14 protein-coding genes are annotated in these 15,603 nt (G+C 70.5%); 8 read left to right on the plus strand and 6 right to left on the minus strand.

Annotated elements, in window-relative coordinates:
* The first annotated feature begins 70 nt into the window (after window positions 1–70).
* The gene (locus AB0N02_RS03975) at window positions 71–937 is read left to right on the plus strand and encodes a hypothetical protein (protein ID WP_363942362.1); all 867 of its coding nucleotides are present in this window, start codon (window positions 71–73) and stop codon (window positions 935–937) included.
* On the opposite strand, the gene galE is transcribed toward AB0N02_RS03975, so the two are convergent.
* Window positions 924–1,904 (minus strand): UDP-glucose 4-epimerase GalE, encoded by a 981-nt coding sequence (gene galE / locus AB0N02_RS03980; protein WP_363942364.1) that lies wholly within the window; start codon window positions 1,902–1,904, stop codon window positions 924–926. The genes AB0N02_RS03975 and galE overlap by 14 nt on opposite strands.
* Before the next feature lie 122 nt (window positions 1,905–2,026).
* On the opposite strand from galE, the gene AB0N02_RS03985 reads away from it, so the two are divergent.
* From AB0N02_RS03985 to AB0N02_RS03995, 3 genes are all read left to right on the plus strand, one after another.
* The gene (locus AB0N02_RS03985) at window positions 2,027–3,340 is read left to right on the plus strand and encodes a hemolysin family protein (RefSeq protein WP_363942366.1); all 1,314 of its coding nucleotides are present in this window, start codon (window positions 2,027–2,029) and stop codon (window positions 3,338–3,340) included.
* Window positions 3,341–3,354: 14 nt separating this feature from the next.
* A complete protein-coding gene (gene trpS / locus AB0N02_RS03990; protein WP_363942368.1) occupies window positions 3,355–4,359 on the plus strand; it encodes a tryptophan--tRNA ligase in 1,005 nt (334 codons plus the stop codon).
* 114 nt (window positions 4,360–4,473) lie between these two features.
* Window positions 4,474–5,418 carry a YihY/virulence factor BrkB family protein gene (locus AB0N02_RS03995; RefSeq protein WP_363942370.1) on the plus strand — a complete coding sequence of 315 codons (945 nt, stop codon included), beginning with the start codon at window positions 4,474–4,476 and terminating at the stop codon, window positions 5,416–5,418.
* A gap of 10 nt (window positions 5,419–5,428) precedes the next feature.
* Here the strand turns inward: AB0N02_RS03995 and AB0N02_RS04000 are convergent, their stop codons facing one another.
* From AB0N02_RS04000 to AB0N02_RS04015, 4 genes are all read right to left on the minus strand, one after another.
* Window positions 5,429–5,950, minus strand: a complete 522-nt coding sequence (locus AB0N02_RS04000) for a hypothetical protein (RefSeq protein WP_363942373.1) — start codon at window positions 5,948–5,950, stop codon at window positions 5,429–5,431.
* A 13-nt stretch (window positions 5,951–5,963) separates the two neighbouring features.
* Window positions 5,964–6,605, minus strand: coding sequence for a response regulator transcription factor (locus AB0N02_RS04005; RefSeq protein ID WP_363942376.1), 642 nt, complete (start codon window positions 6,603–6,605; stop codon window positions 5,964–5,966).
* Window positions 6,596–7,834, minus strand: coding sequence for a sensor histidine kinase (locus AB0N02_RS04010; RefSeq protein ID WP_363942378.1), 1,239 nt, complete (start codon window positions 7,832–7,834; stop codon window positions 6,596–6,598). The genes AB0N02_RS04005 and AB0N02_RS04010 overlap by 10 nt, the downstream gene beginning before the upstream one ends.
* A gap of 237 nt (window positions 7,835–8,071) precedes the next feature.
* The gene (locus AB0N02_RS04015; protein WP_363942380.1) at window positions 8,072–9,226 is read right to left on the minus strand and encodes a D-alanyl-D-alanine carboxypeptidase; all 1,155 of its coding nucleotides are present in this window, start codon (window positions 9,224–9,226) and stop codon (window positions 8,072–8,074) included.
* Window positions 9,227–9,319: 93 nt separating this feature from the next.
* On the opposite strand from AB0N02_RS04015, the gene AB0N02_RS04020 reads away from it, so the two are divergent.
* Entirely contained in the window at window positions 9,320–9,538 is a 219-nt protein-coding gene (locus tag AB0N02_RS04020) for a hypothetical protein (RefSeq protein ID WP_363942383.1), read from the plus strand.
* On the opposite strand, the gene AB0N02_RS04025 is transcribed toward AB0N02_RS04020, so the two are convergent.
* On the minus strand, window positions 9,497–10,840 hold the full coding sequence (locus AB0N02_RS04025; protein WP_363942384.1) for a peptide ligase PGM1-related protein: 1,344 nt from the start codon (window positions 10,838–10,840) through the stop codon (window positions 9,497–9,499). The genes AB0N02_RS04020 and AB0N02_RS04025 overlap by 42 nt on opposite strands.
* A 564-nt stretch (window positions 10,841–11,404) precedes the next feature.
* Between AB0N02_RS04025 and AB0N02_RS04030 the strand changes: the two genes are divergently transcribed.
* The 3 genes from AB0N02_RS04030 to AB0N02_RS04040 all read left to right on the plus strand — a co-directional run bounded on the left by AB0N02_RS04030 (window position 11,405) and on the right by AB0N02_RS04040 (window position 15,592).
* Complete coding sequence (locus tag AB0N02_RS04030) at window positions 11,405–12,643, plus strand: amidohydrolase (RefSeq protein ID WP_363942386.1); 1,239 nt, start codon at window positions 11,405–11,407, stop codon at window positions 12,641–12,643.
* A gap of 245 nt (window positions 12,644–12,888) precedes the next feature.
* Complete coding sequence (locus tag AB0N02_RS04035; RefSeq protein WP_363942389.1) at window positions 12,889–13,968, plus strand: BMP family ABC transporter substrate-binding protein; 1,080 nt, start codon at window positions 12,889–12,891, stop codon at window positions 13,966–13,968.
* A 160-nt stretch (window positions 13,969–14,128) separates the two neighbouring features.
* On the plus strand, window positions 14,129–15,592 hold the full coding sequence (locus AB0N02_RS04040) for an ABC transporter ATP-binding protein (RefSeq protein ID WP_363942391.1): 1,464 nt from the start codon (window positions 14,129–14,131) through the stop codon (window positions 15,590–15,592).
* Window positions 15,593–15,603: the final 11 nt, after the last annotated feature.

Here is a 15,603-nt window from a genome sequence, read left to right on the forward strand (position 1 = left end):
ACCGGCGGCGTGTCACCATGCCCCGGGAGGGTGTCTCGGCGTTGAATGACCACTGATGTTCGGGGGATCGGTGTTCACAGCGCATGGTGCGGCGCGGCTCGTCGCGGGAATCGTCAGTCTTGTCCTTGTCTGGGGGCCGGAGGTCCGGGTGCCCGAGACGGCACGGGCGGGGACCGAAGGGGAGAGCAGGCGGGGGGCGGACCTGTCCGTGCGGCTGGAGACCTCGCCGGAGGTCGCGCAGCCGGGACAGCCGCTGACCTACCGGGTCGAGGTGCACAACGGCGGGCCCGAGGACGCCGTGCTTCCGCTGCTCGTCATCCGGCTGCCGGAGGGGGTCGACGTCCTGGGCGTCAACGTCGCCGAGTGCCTGCCCGGCAGGACGACCAGCGAGGTGGTCTGTGCCTCGCAGCAGGACGTCCTGGCGGGGACGGACGGCGGGGTGACCATCAACGGCATCGTCCGGGCGGGGGCGCGCGGCCCGCTCAGCGCGGTCGCGACGCTCTCCTCCGAGGTGGTGGACGGCGACGAGACGAACAACGAGGCCAGGCTCCTGACCCCGGTCGACGAGGGCGCGGACCTGGCGGTCCGGCTGTCGCGCAAGACGCGGGAGGGGCGGCTGGTGACGATGAACGCGGTGGTCCGCAACCGGGGGCCCCGGATCGTCCGGGACGCCTCGGTCTTCCTGCGCACCGTCAAGGCGCGCTTCCTGGCGGCCAGCGGGGCGCGGTGCCATTCCTACTCGGGTTACGTCGGCTGCGCGCTGGGCGCGGTCGGCTCCGGCCGCCGGGTCAGACTCACGCTCGCCTTCCGCGCCCGCTGCGCCCACTGTGCCCGCCGGCCCCACCGGCGGGTGCCGAGGGCCAGGGCGACGGTCTACTCGACCCAGGTGGGAGACCGCCGCCCGGCCAACAACATGGCCCGCATCAGCCTGCGTTGATGCGCAGGGCGGACCAGGCGTCGGCGACGATGTCGCGGAGGGAGGGGTGCTCGGGCTTCCAGCCGAGCTCGCGCTGGATCTTGTCGGAGGAGGCGACCAGCACCGCGGGGTCCCCGGGCCGGCGCTCGCTCAGGACCGCGGGGATCTCGTGCCCGGTGACCTCGCGGCAGACCGACAGGACCTCCCGGACCGAGAATCCGGTGCCGTTGCCCAGGTTGTAGATCTTGTGTTCGCCCGCCGAGCAGGCATCCAGCGCCAGCAGGTGCGCCCTGGCCAGATCGGCGACATGGATGTAGTCGCGCACGCATGTCCCGTCGGCCGTGGGGTAATCCGTACCGAACACGTTGACCGACTCGCGCCCGCCGAGCGCGACGGCGAGGACGTTAGGGATCAGGTGGGTCTCCACGGTGTGCCGCTCGCGGTAGAGCCGCCCGTCCGCGGCGGTGTGGGCGCCGCCCACGTTGAAGTAGCGCAGGCTCACCGCGGCCAGGCCGTACAGCCCGGCGAACGCGGTCAGCGCGGTGTCGACCGCGAGCTTGGAGGCGCCGTAGGGGTTGGTCGGCCGGGTGGGGTCGGTCTCCAGCACCGGGGAGCGCTCCGGCTCGCCGTAGGTGGCGGCGGTGGAGGAGAAGACGATCCTGCCGACCCCGGCGGCCCGCATGGCGTCGAGCAGGGCCAGGGTGCCGCCCAGGTTGTGCCTCCAGTAGAGGCCGGGCCGCTCCACGGACTCGCCGACCAGGGACTTCGCCGCGAAGTGCAGCACGCCGTCCATCTCGGCCAGGCCACCGGCCAGCGCGCCGGAGGCGTCGGTGATCGATCCCTCGACGAAACGCGCGCCCGCGGGAACGGCGTCCGCGTGCCCGGTGGACAGGTCGTCCAGCACGGTGACCTCGTGGCCCGCCTCGACGAGCTGCGCCGCGACGACGCTCCCGATGTATCCGGCACCACCGGTGACCAGCAACTTCACGGAGCCTCCCGTTTGAGGGTGTTTGAATATGTTTATTTTTGTACGGCCGCTGCCAGCATATGCTGGCACATCAAATATCGGCCACAGTCGGAACGGGCGACGGCCATGACGGAGACAATCTCGTGAACAGCGTCCCGGCGAACGCCGCCCTGGTCCTGGTCTTCATCCTGATCGGGGGGTTCTTCGCGGCCGCGGAGATGGCAATGGTCTCTCTCCGGGAGAGCCAGGTGCGCAGGCTCGCCACCCGGGGACGGAGAGGGGCGAGGGCGGCCAGGCTCGCCCACGACCCCAACCGCTTCCTGTCCGCCGTCCAGATCGGCGTGACCGTGGCGACCATGCTCTCGGCGGCGTTCGGCGCCGACACCCTCGCCAGGGAGCTGCTGCCCCTCGTGGTCGGCTGGGGAGTGCCGCGGGGGATCGCCGCCCCGCTCGCCCTGGTGCTGGTGACGCTGGTGATCTCATACTTCTCGCTGGTGCTGGGCGAGCTGGCGCCCAAGCGGATCGCCCGGCAGCGGGCCGAGGGGATCTCGCTGCTGGTCGCGCCGCTGCTCGACCGGCTGGCCTCGCTGTCGCGGCCGGTCATCTGGGCGCTGTCCAAGTCCACCGACGGCGTGGTCAAGCTGCTCGGCGGCGACCCCGAGACCGACCGGGAGGAGATCTCGACCGAGGAACTGCGCGACATGGTGGTCGGCCACCAGGAGCTCACCGCCGACGAGCGCCACCTGATCGCGGAGGTCTTCGCGGCGGGCAAGCGCCAGCTCCGCGAGGTGATGCTGCCGCGCACCGAGGTGGAGTTCATGGCCGCCGACACCCCGCTCGCCGAGGCCGCCGTCCTGGCCGCGGCGATGCCGCACTCCCGGTTCCCCGTCTACCGCGACTCCTACGACGACATCGTGGGGTTCATCCACATCAGGGACCTGCTCGACCCGGTGCTGACCGGGTCGATCGAGCCGATCAGCGAGCTGGTGCCGATCCGCCAGGTCAAGCTCGTCCCCGCCACCAAGAGGGTGCTCGCCACGCTGTCCGAGATGCGGGGAGAGGGGCACCACCTGGCGATCGTGGTCGACGAGTACGGCGGGACCGCCGGCATCGTCACCCTGGAGGACCTGGTCGAGGAGCTCATCGGCGACATCCGCGATGAGCACGACATCAAGGACAAGCAGGTCGTGCTGCCCGCCGGGGAGGTGGAGCTCGACGGGCTGGCCAACCTCGACGTCGTGGCGGCCGAGACCGGGATCAGGCTGGCCGAGGGGCCGTACGAGACCCTCGCCGGGTTCGTCATGGCGACGCTCGGCCACCTGCCGGCGATGGGGGAGCGGGTTGAGATCCCGGGATTCGAGCTGGTCGTCACCGGTATGGACGGCCGAAGGGTGTCAAGAGTCCGGATAAAACGCCGCGTGTCCGCGCCTGAGGCACCGAACACTCCCGACAGCTGACACAATTACGTGCTATGGCCAGTCCCCGTGTCTTCTCCGGAATCCAGCCCACCGCGGACTCCTTCCACCTGGGCAACTATCTCGGTGCCGTGCGGCAGTACGTCGCCATGCAGGAGGGGTTCGACGCCTTCTACTGCGTCGTCGACCTGCACGCGATCACGGTGGACTACCAGCCCGAGGCGCTGCGCAGGCGCTCCAGGATCGCCGCGGCCCAGCTCTTCGCCGCGGGCCTCGACCCCGAGCGGTCCACGGTCTTCGTGCAGAGCCACGTCCGCGAGCACAGCGAGCTGGCCTGGGTGCTGATCTGCCTCACCGGCATGGGCGAGGCCGGCCGGATGACCCAGTTCAAGGACAAGTCCGCCCGATACGGCGAGGGCTCGACCAGCGTCGGCCTGTTCACCTACCCGATCCTGCAGGCGGCCGACATCCTGCTCTACCAGGCCGACCAGGTCCCGGTCGGAGCCGACCAGAAGCAGCACCTGGAGCTCACCCGCGACCTCGCGCAGCGCTTCAACCACCGCTTCGGCGAGACCTTCACGCTGCCGAAGCCGCACATCGTCAAAGACGTCGAGAAGATCACCGACCTGCAGGATCCGACGGCGAAGATGTCCAAGTCGTCCTCCTCGCCCGCCGGCATCCTGGACCTGCTGGAGCAGCCCGGGCCGCTCCGCAAGAAGGTCATGCGCGCCGTCACCGACACCGGTTCCGAGGTCCGCGCCGACGACGACAACAAGCCCGGCGTCACCAACCTGCTGCGCATCCAGTCCGCGCTGACCGGCACGCCGATCCCCGAGCTGGAGGCCCGCTACGCCGGGCAGGGCTACGGCACCTTCAAGAAGGAGGTCGCCGAGGTCGTCGTGGACACCTTCACGCCGATCAGGGAGCGCACCGAGAAGCTGCTGGCCGACGAGGCCGAGCTCGACCGGATGCTCGCCGTCGGCGCGACGCGGGCCCGCGCGGTCGCCGCCGAGACCATGGCCAAGGTCCGCGACCGGGTGGGCTTCCTGCCCACCGTCTGATCCCCGTCCGCCCCCTGTCCGACCTGCCCGCCGCCGGGTCCGTCGCCTCCGCGCCGGCTCCACTTCACGTGTGGTTTCACGTACGGCCCGGCGGTATTTGGGTAGGTGACGCACGTGACAAGCGTGCAAGAGCGGATCGTCACGGTCCGTGAGTGGGGCAGAACGAAGGTCGCCGCGGAACGAGTCCGGTGGCCGTGGCTGGACCATCTGATCAGAACCGTGCAGCGCTACCAGCTCCAGGCCGGTGACCGGCTGGCCGGCGGGGTGACCTACTACGCCTTTCTGTCCTTCTTCCCGATCATCGCGCTGGCCTTCGCGATCTTCGGCTACTTCCTGTCGGTGCGACCCGACGCCATCAAGACACTGCAGAGCGCCATCAACCAGTACCTCCCCGGCCTCGCGGAGCAGCTCCCCATCCAGCAGATCGCCGACTCCCGGGCCAGCGCCGGGATCATCGGTCTGCTCGGCCTGCTCTACGCCGGGCTCGGCGCGATCGACGCCCTGCGCGGCGCGCTCGGCCAGATGTCCATGACCACGGAGCCGCCGCTCAACTTCTTCCTGGCCAAGCTCAGGGACCTGGCCGCCTTCGTCCTGATGGGCATCACGATGATCGCCTCCGTGCTGATCGGCGGCTTCGCCACCCAGGCGGGCGGGTTCGTCGCCGGCAAACTGGGCCTGGGGGGCTCGACCGCGGGAGGCTGGTCCATCTGGCTCCTGGGCCTGGTGGTCAGCCTGCTGGCCGACACCGTCCTGTTCTGGATCGTCCTGCACTGGCTGGGCCGTTCGAGACAGCCGGTCCGGGTGGTGCTGCGCGGTGCGCTGCTGGGCGCGATCGGTTTCGGAATCCTCAAGCAGCTGGCCGCGCTGATCCTGTCGAGGACGCTCAACAACCCCATCTACGGGGTGTTCGCGGTGGTGGTCGGCCTGCTGCTCTGGATGAACCTCTCCGCGAGGGTGATCCTCTACGCGGCGGCCTGGACGGAGACCGCCACGCTCGGGCCGCCGCCGGAGCCGACCCCCGTCCCCAAGGTGGGGCCCCCGCTTGAAGGGGCGTCCTGACGGCCCCGCCTCATTCCGTGTGACGCTCCGGGTCCGGGGCGCGGCAGATCGTCTCCGGACCCGAGAGAGGACACGGCGCGGTCTTCCCGGACGGGGCCGCCATGATGACCTGGACCCCCGGCGGGACGCCCAGCGTGTAGTCGGCCAGGCAGGACGGGGTCTCCGGGCACTCGAGCCTGATCCGCAGTGTCTTGCCGTTCTCCCACGTCTCGTTGATCTCGTGGGACACCCGGGGCACGGCGGCCTTCCTACTCACCGAGAGCCTGTCTGCCGTACCGGGAACGACCCGGACGCCGATCCGGCCGGTGACGTCCACGATGACCCACGGCGCCACGAATGAGCGGACGACGGTGACCTCGTCGTCCGACGTCCGCGTGCCGATGACGGAGGAGTCGTAGGAGCCGGGATAGGCGAAGTCGTAGCGGTGGGGCAGCCGCAGCTCGAACCACGCCGACAGGGCGACGGTGAGCACGGAGACCACACTGAGCACCCCGCCCGCGACGAGCCAGCCGGTCCTGATGCCGTTCCGCATTGCACGTCCTCTTTCAGATCTTCAGAAACCGCAGTACGGCGAGCACCCGGCGATGGTCCTTGTCCGCGCCCGACAGGTCGAGCTTGGCGAAGATGTTGTTGATGTGCTTGCCGACGGCGCTCTCGGAGACGACCAGCGCCTCGGCGATCCCGGTGTTGGAACGGCCCTCGGCGATCAGCGCGAGCACCTCGTACTCCCTGCGGGTCAGCCGGTCGAGCGGGTCGCTGCGCCCGCGCAGCAGGAGCTGGGCCACCACCTCGGGATCCAGGGCGGTGCCGCCGTCGGCGACCCGGCGCAGGGCGTCGACGAACTCGGCGACGTCGGCCACCCGGTCCTTCAGGAGATAGCCGACGCCGCCGGTCGCGGTGGACAGCAGCTGGGTGGCGTAGCGCTCCTCGACGTACTGCGACAGCACGAGGATCGGCAGCCTCGGCCGCTGCCTGCGGAGCACGAGCGCCGCGCGCAGGCCCTCGTCGGTGTGCGAGGGCGGCATGCGCACGTCGGTGACGACGAGGTCGGGATCGTGCTCCTCGACCGCGCGCAGCAGCCCCTCCGCGTCGGCCACCGCGGCGACGACATGCATGTCGGCGGTGGCGAGCAGCCGGACGAGCCCCTCTCTGAGCAGGACCGAGTCCTCGGCAAGGATCACTCGCACGGCAACTCCACGGTGATGGTGGTCGGACCGCCCGCCGGGCTGTCGATGTCCAGGGTTCCGTCGACGGACCCGACCCGCTGGGCCAGCCCGCGCAGCCCGGTGCCGCCGTTCAGGCGGGCACCGCCCCGGCCGTCGTCGTGGACGCTCAGGCGGAGCGACCCGTCACGGTGGCGGACGACGACCTCGGCCCTGGACGCCCGGGCGTGTTTGGCGATGTTGGTGAGCGCCTCGGAGACCACGAAGAAGGCCACGGCCTCGACGGTCGGGGAGGCGCGTTCGGGCACGTCGACGTTGAGCCTCACCGGGAAGGGGGCCCGCGCGGCGACGCCGGACAGCGCCGCGTCCAGGCCCTGGTCGTTGAGCACGGCCGGATGCAGGCCGCGCACGAGGTCGCGCAGCTCCTTGAGCGCCTGTTTGGCCTCCTCGTGCGCGTTGACGAGCACCTCGCGGGCCGGGTCGGGCAGGTCGGTGAGGGTGGCGCGGGCCATGCCCAGGTTCATCGCCAGCGACACCAGCCGCTGCTGGGCGCCGTCGTGCAGGTCCCTTTCGAGGCGGCGGCGCTCGGCGTCCGCCGCGTCGACCACCTCGGCGCGGCTCTCGCGCAGGGACTCGACCCGCTGGGCCAGCAGGTCGCTCGTGTTGGGGCCGAGCAGGGCCTCGGCGGCGATGACGTCCAGCGCCGTGATCCCGCGCGTCACCCACGGCACCGCGACGAGCAGCGCCAGCGCGACTCCCGCCGGCAGCGCGGCGTACCAGGCGCCGCCGACGCGCCACAGGTGCACGGCGGCGCCGATCGCGACCAGGCAGGCCGCCCAGGCGGTGACCACCCCGAGGAAACCGACCAGGCCGATCAGCGGTGCCAGCAGATGGTAGGCGAGCTGCCGCCAGGTGTTGCCGGTCCGCGCCGCGCGTACCAGCCGCCCCAGGGGGTTGCGGGTGCCCTGCGGCCGCGGCAGCCGGGGGATCTCCACGCCGAGGAAGGCCTGGAAGCGGGCCCGTTGCAGCCGGGTGAACAGCGGCACCGCCCAGGTGAGCAGTGACAGCGCCACCACCGGGACCACCAGCGTCCACACCAGCACCACCGAGGCCGCCACCAGGCCCAGGATCACGGCCAGGGCCGCCAGGGCGATCGGCACCCCGGTCACCACGTGGGCGGTGCGCAGCCAGGTCGGCGCCGACCAGTGGGCGCGGATCCGGTGCCAGGGGGTGAGCACCTCGACGTCGTTCATGGACCCCACGTTAGGGACTGCGGGCGTCGGCTGACATGGGCGAGGTATCCCGGAAAACGGTGAGGAGAACCCCACCCCCGTCCCTCCATCCCCCATCCCCCGTCCTCCGCTCCTCGCGGGCCGGGGAGCCGGGGAGCCGGGGAGCCGGGGAGCCGGGGCCGCCTCGCGGGGGCGGCTCGGAGACGGTGGACCGGAGGAGGTGGGCCGGAGACGGCGGCCCGCCTCGCGGGTGCCGGTTCAGGAGTCGGAGGCCGCCTCGCGGGAACGTCGGCGCAGGCCGTACACCAGCCAGGCGACGCCGCCGAGCAGGCCCGCGCCGAGCACGTAGAGGACGACGGGCGGACCCTGCTTCCCGTCCCGGGTGTTCTCGGCGGCGCGTGGGGCGGCGGCCGGGGGCGGCGCGGGCGGCGCGGCCTGGCCGGTCGGGGTGGGGGCGGCCTCGGGAAGCGGGTCGACCAGTTTGCCGACCGGGACGACCCTGCCCCGGGCGGCGAATCCCCAGTCGAGCAGGCCCGCGACCTCCTCCCAGAAGTAGCCCTCGTGCCGCATGATCACCACGATGACGGTGTGGCCGTTCCGCTTGGCCGCGCCGACGAAGCTGCCCAGGGCCTTGGACGTCCAGCCGTTCTTGACGCCGATCATGCCCTTGTAGCGCCAGAGCAGCTTGTTGTGGTTGCCGATCTCGTAGTAGCCCTTGGGTGCGGGGAACCGGCCGGTCCTCGTGCTGGTGTAGCGCTGGAAGTCGCTGTTGGCCAGCCCGGCCCGGGCGATCAGCGCCAGGTCGTAGGCGGAGCTGCTCTGGCCGGGCTTGTCCAGCCCGCTGGGCGTCTTGGCCACGGTGTCGTAGGCCTGCAACCGCTTGGCCTCGGCGTTCATGTCCCGCAGGGTCTTGGCCAGGCCGCCGTTCGCCTCGGCCAGCGCCATCGCGCAGTCGTTGCCCGAGACCAGCATCAGCGCCCTGAAGAGGTCGTCCACGGTGTACAGGGGCTTGGAGACCAGGCCGACGGCGCTGCCCTCCTCGTTCACCGCGCGACTGCTCGGCCTGACCTTCATCTTCTTGTCGAGCTTGGGGATGAGGGTGAGCGCGGTCAGCGTCTTGAGCGTGCTCGCCGGAAGATAGCGCCCGTGCGGGTCCTTGGCGGCGAGCACGTCCCCGGTCTCGGCGTCGGCGATCACATAGGCCTTCGCCGAGGTCTTGGGCGGTGCCTTCATCCCCGAGGGGGCGACGACGCCCCGTCCGCCGAGCGCGGTGCCGCCGATGGGCCCGTTGTCGGCGTGCGCCCCGTTGTCGGCGTGCGCGGTGCCGGCGACGGCCTCGCCACCGGCGTGTGCGGGAACCCCCAGCAGGACGTTCGCCGCCAGCAGCACCCCGACGGGCGCGACATGTCTCATCCCCATAGTGCTCTCAGGGTAGCTTCGTGCACATTCGCAACACGTGCACGACGCCCTGATCAGGGCGGAATGGTGGGACGGAATACTGAAGCCATGCAAATGTCGCGAAAGATCGCCGGACTCCTGGTCGGCGTGGCGGTTTTCATGATCTTCGAATGGATAAACCTCGGCTTCAACCTCGCCGACGGTCATCCGACGGCGTTCTACGTGGTGCACGGCATCCTGATCGGGGTCAACATCATCGTGGCGATCGTGCTCGGCGTGCTCGGCCTACGTGGGCTGGCAAAGCGTCCGCAGCGTCCTCCGGTGTAGCTCGGCGGCCTCCTCCGCCGAGTTCCCGATGCTGGTGAAGCCGAGCTTGCCGTGCTCGCGAAGCGCGCCGAGCAGGTGCAGCACGTTCCCCGTGCGGCTCTCGCGGTCGAAGCCGAGCCCGCCGGCGTCGACCAGCTTGACGATCTCGGCCGGGGTGCGGCCCAGCAGGTGCCCGGCGGCGCAGTTGTCGGTCGCCACGTAGTGCTTGGGGCGGCCGTCGCGCATCAGCGTGCCGGTCGCGGGGTCGTAGGAGGCGCCGGTGGTGAGCAGCGCGGCGCCGAACGGGTGGGTGGTGCCGCCGATGCGCAGGTTGATCTCGCACAGCAGTGCGCGGTACCCGGCGTCGGTCTTGACGGCGAAGAAGTCCACGCCGAACAGCCCGACCACCCCGCGGTCGGCCAGGGCCCCGGCGATCCGCCGGGCGCACTCCTCCACCTCGGCGCGGTACTCGGCCCTGGCGGGGAAGACGCAGCCCTTGTAGACGTCGTTGTTCCGGCCGCCGAGGACCTGTTCGTGCGTGGCGACCACGTGGTAGCCGCCGCCGGGGGTGATCCTGGCCAGGGCGCTCGGGGAGTGCAGCGGCCGCTCCTCGATGAACTCCTCCAGTACGGCGCCCCGTTCGGCGATCTTCTCGGCGAACGTCGCCCAGGTCTCGTCCGGGGCGGAGAAACTCGTCGGGCTCGCGGCGACGGGCTGGTCGCCCCTGGTCACGACGGCGTTGCCCAGACCCGAGTAGCTGTTGTTGAGCTTGACCATCAGCCTGGCCGCGGGGCTCAGGGCGCGGGCGGCGTGTTCGACCTCGGTCAGCGAGCGCAGGTCGGAGAAGCCCCTGGCCACCGGCACCCCGGCCGCCTCGGCGACCATCCGTCCGCCGCTCTTGGATCCCAGGTGGGCCAGCGAGGTGGCGGGGCCGTAGATCGGCAGGTTCAGGATCTCCGCGAGCCGTTCCTCGTCCTCGCTGACGACGAAGGGCACCATCCAGGCGTCGGGGGTTCCGCCGAGCGCCGCGCGGATCCTGGCGACGAGGTCCGGGCTGCGCAGGACCGAGGCGGTGAGGGGCTGCCGGCAGGGATCGTCCAAACTGATCATTTGTAGCCGGGAGCGGGCCTCGCCGGGGTCGTCGAGGAAGCTCAGGTAGTAGTCCACTATCGCGGTGTCCACCGGTGCCGAGGACAGGTACACCACCTTGACGCCCGGTTTCCTGAGGGTGAGCAGGAGGAAGAGCAGCCGTTCCTCGTAGCACAGGGCGCCCGTGATCCTGCGTAATTCGTCCTGGGGGAGTGACAGTGACGGGACGATCACTAAGGTGCCTTCGTCCGGTTCGAAGATGCTTAATTGTGAATGCTTCTTCGTGAACGGGATGTTAGTGATCATAAGCGGAGTTAAACACGCAGTCCTCCTATTTGCATCACTCCGTCTGGTTCGATGACCGGCACCTGAGGTCACGGAAGTTGCCAGGTCTCCGATGTTTCAACGGGGCCGTGCCCCGGCCGTCGCCGGACGGGAGCCCTCCGCCCACGGCTATCGCGCCGGTAGTCAATCCGGGTCATCACCCGTGGTTCAAGTGGGTCAGGAGGCGCCCAGGGAGAGGGTGGGACGGCAAAACATTTGGCGGAGATGACGGCGAGCTATGTCGGAGGAGGGATACAGTCGAAGGCATCGTCAACACGCCGGTGGCCACTGACCGGCCTGCCGCTCCCGTGCTGGCGGTTCATCGGCCCGCGCTGGCACGGCCCTGAGCACCCCCTCAGGCTCACCGGTGCGGCGATCGCTTTTTTCGGGGCTGCTTCATGGATCGCCTGATTCGGGGCAGTGGCACGGAGCGTCGAAGATCAAGGCTGCCGGCGCGGAATAGGACGGTGACCAATGCGGGGGCGTAATCTGCGGGGAGAACTCGACACGTTCCTCGCCGGGGCAGAGCAGGAGCTGATCGGCTTCCGTCGTGACCTGCACATGCATCCCGAGCTCGCTTTCGCCGAATACCGGACGACGCAGCGCATCGCCGACCGCCTGACGGCGGCCGGGCTCGCGCCCTCCGTGCTGCCGCGCGGCACCGGCCTGATCTGCGAGGTGGGCAGCGGCGACGGGCCGACCGTCGCGCTGCGCGCCGACATCGACGCGCTGCCCGTGCCGGACGAGAAGGACGTCGCCTACAGCTCGACGGTCCCCGGCGTGTGCCACGCCTGCGGCCACGACGTGCACACCACGATCCTGCTCGGCACCTCGCTCTTCCTCGCCCGCCAGGCCGAGGCGGGACTGCTGCCCGGCCGGGTCCGGCTGATCTTCCAGCCCGCCGAGGAACTGCCCGGCGGTGCCCTGGAGGTCATGGCCGCGGGCGGCATCAGCGGCGTCGACCGCATCTTCGGCCTGCACTGCGACCCCCGGGTCGACGTCGGCAAGGTCGGGCTCAAGACCGGGCCGATCACCTCGGCCTGCGACAAGGTCTTCGTCCGGGTGAGCGGTCCCGGCGGCCACACCGCCCGGCCGCACCTCACCGCGGACCTGGTCTTCGCCCTCGCCAAGATCCTCACCGAGCTGCCCGCCGCGCTCTCCCGCCGGGTGGACCCGCGCTCGTCGCTGAGCCTGGTCTGGGGCCGGGTCGAGGCCGGTTCGGTCGCGAACGCGATCCCGGACGAGGGTCTCGCCGAAGGCACCGTGCGCTGCCTGGACGAGCAGGCCTGGCACGCGGCCCCCGACATGATCAAGGCCCTGCTGGAGTCCGTCGCGGGCGCCTACGGTGTCGAGGCGAGCATGGACTACGTCCGGGGCGTGCCGCCGGTGGTCAACGACGAGGTCAGCGTGCAGATGCTGGCCGAGGCCGCCGGAGGCGTGCTGGGCGAGGGCTCGGTGGAGCCGACGCAGCAGAGCCTCGGGGGCGAGGACTTCGGCTGGTACCTCGAGTCCATCCCCGGCGCCTTCGCCCGGCTGGGCACCCGTACCCCGGGGTCGGCGCACCTCGGCGACATCCACCAGGGCACCTTCGACGTGGACGAGGCCTGCATCGCCAACGGCGTGCGCTTCATGGCGGCGACCGCGCTGACCGCGCTCTGGGAGGGACAGCGTCCCAGCGTGACCGAGCCGGTCGCGGGGATCGCGATCGTCTGAGCGGGTGCGGACCCTCCGGAAAGTGGAGGGCTATCACCGTACTGTGACGCTATCGTGACGACGGTCGATACTACCGGCGGGTAGGATCGGCCGTCCTCGCAGGTCACAAGGTGGCGTGGGGTGCATAACGGACCTGTTTCGGACCGGTGTGCTGGTTTGGTCAACCCTGTGTAAGCAATTATCTTCCGTGCAGGGTTGCCGTGCGTCTCTTCGCGCGTGCACTTCAGACGTGAAGGGAGTCCGTCTTGCTTCAGAACCGATTCGGCAGGCTGGCCGCCGCCGCACTGGCCGGCAGCATGCTCTTGGGGGCTGCCGCGTGCGGTGGAAGCGAGGAGCCGACCACGTCGGCCAAGCCCGAGGGGAGCGCGAGCGGCGCGGCCCCGGCGGCGAAGGGTCCGAAGGTGGGCCTCGCCTACGACATCGGCGGCCGCGGTGACCAGTCGTTCAACGACGCCGCCGCCGCGGGCCTCGACAAGGCCAAGACCGAGCTGGGCCTGGCCGAGACCAAGGAACTGGAGGCGGGCAACGGCGAGACCGAGGCGGCCAAGGAGGAGCGGCTCAGGCTGCTCGCCCAGGGCGGCTACAACCCGGTCATCGCCATCGGCTTCGCCTACTCGGGGTCGGTGAAGAAGGTCGCCGCCGAGTTCCCCGACGTCAAGTTCGCGATCGTCGACGACGCGGCGGCCACCGGCCCCAACATCTCCAGCCTGCTCTTCGCCGAGCACGAGGGCTCCTTCCTCGTCGGCGCCGCGGCGGCGCTGAAGTCGAAGAAGGACCACGTCGGCTTCGTCGGCGGCGTGCAGGTCCCGCTGATCCAGAAGTTCGAGGCCGGATTCGTCGCCGGAGCCAAGAAGGTCAAGCCCGGCATCAAGGTCGACGTCAAGTACCTCACCCAGCCGCCGGACTTCGCCGGCTTCAACGACCCGGCCAAGGGCAAGACCGCGGCCCAGGGCATGTTCGACGCGGGCGCCGACGTGGTTTACCACGCCGCGGGCGGCTCGGGCGGCGGCGTGTTCGAGGCGGCCAAGGCCGCCAAGGGCCTGGCCATCGGCGTCGACTCCGACCAGGCCAAGACCGCGGCCGCCGACGTGCAGAGCGTCATCATGACCTCCATGATCAAGAAGGTCGACGTCGCCGTCTTCGACTTCCTCAAGAGCTTCACCACCAACTCGGTGAAGGCCGGCACCACGGTGTACGACCTCAAGGCGGGCGGCGTCGACTACTCCACCACCGGTGGCCAGGTCGACGACATCAAGGCCAAGCTCGACGAGTACAAGCAGCAGATCATCTCCGGCGCGATCACCGTTCCGGACAAGAACTCCTGACCCCATGCCCGAAGGGCCCGGCGGACATGTCCCCGGGCCCTTCGGGCAGCTTTCGGTTTCACGTAACGTAGTCATGGCCATCCGCACGGAGGGGGCCGTCATCAGCACCTCGACACCGGCCGTCGAGCTTGAGGGGATCACCAAACGGTTCCCCGGCGTCGTGGCCAACCGCGACATCTCCCTGTCCGTTCAGCAAGGTCACGTGCATGCCATCGTCGGCGAGAACGGCGCGGGCAAGTCCACCCTCATGAAGATCCTGTACGGCATGCAGCGCCCCGACGAGGGCGAGATCCGCGTCAACGGCAAGGCCACCACCTTCCGTTCCCCCGCGGACGCCATCACCGCCGGCATCGGCATGGTCCACCAGCACTTCATGCTCGCCGACAACCTGACCGTGCTGGAGAACGTGATCCTCGGCAGCGAGCCCCGCACCGGCGGGATCGCCATCGACTTCGGCGCCGCGCGCAGGCGGATCAGGCAGATCTCCGACTCCTACGGCCTGGACATCGACCCCGACACCCCGGTCGAGGACCTGGGCGTCGGCGCCCGGCAGCGGGTGGAGATCCTCAAGGTCCTCTACCGCGGCGCCCGGATCCTCATCCTGGACGAGCCGACCGCCGTGCTCGTCCCGCACGAGGTCGACGAGCTCTTCGAGAACCTGCGCGGGCTGGTCCGCGAGGGCCTGACGATCATCTTCATCTCCCACAAGCTGGACGAGGTGCTCTCGGTCGCCGACGCCATCACCGTCGTCCGGCGCGGCACCACGGTCGCCGAGGTGAGCCCGAAGGACGTGACCGCCCGGCAACTGGCCGAGCTGATGGTCGGCAGCGAGCTGCCCAGCCCGGAGACGCGAGAGTCGACCGTCACCGACGTGGTGGCGCTGTCGGTGCGGAGCCTGACGGTCCGCTCGAAGGACGGCAGGCCCCTCGTCGAGGACGTCGGCTTCGACATCCGCAAGGGCGAGGTGCTCGGCATCGCCGGTGTCGAGGGCAACGGCCAGGCCGAGCTCGTCGAGGCCATCATGGGCATGCGCCCCGCCGAGGGCGAGATCCACCTCGGCGCCGAGGACATCTCCGCCTGGCCGACGCTGCGCCGCCGCGAGGCGGGCATCGGCTACATCCCCGAGGACCGGCACCGGCACGGCCTGCTGCTGGAGGCGCCGCTCTGGGAGAACCGGATCCTCGGCCACCAGACACGGCGCCCCAACGTCAAGGGCCCCTGGATCGACCGTTCCGGGGCCCGCAGGGACACCGAGCGCATCGTCGAGGAGTACGACGTCCGCACGCCGGGCATCGACGTGGACGCCGCGGCCCTGTCCGGCGGCAATCAGCAGAAACTGATCGTCGGCAGGGAGATGAGCGGCGATCCGGTCCTGCTGATCGCCTCCCATCCGACGCGGGGCGTGGACGTCGGGGCGCAGGCCGCGATCTGGGACCATCTGCGCGCCGCGCGCGCCGCGGGCCTGGCCGTACTCCTGATCTCGGCCGACCTGGACGAGCTCATCGGCCTGTCCGACACGCTGAAGGTGATCCTGCGCGGGCGCGTCGTCGCCGACGTCGACCCGCTCACCGTGACGCCCGAACAGCTCGGATCGGCCATGACGGGTGCTGGAGAGGCGGCATGAACATCCACACG

This window comes from Streptosporangium sp. NPDC051022 (assembly GCF_040683035.1).
Taxonomy (GTDB): domain Bacteria; phylum Actinomycetota; class Actinomycetes; order Streptosporangiales; family Streptosporangiaceae; genus Streptosporangium.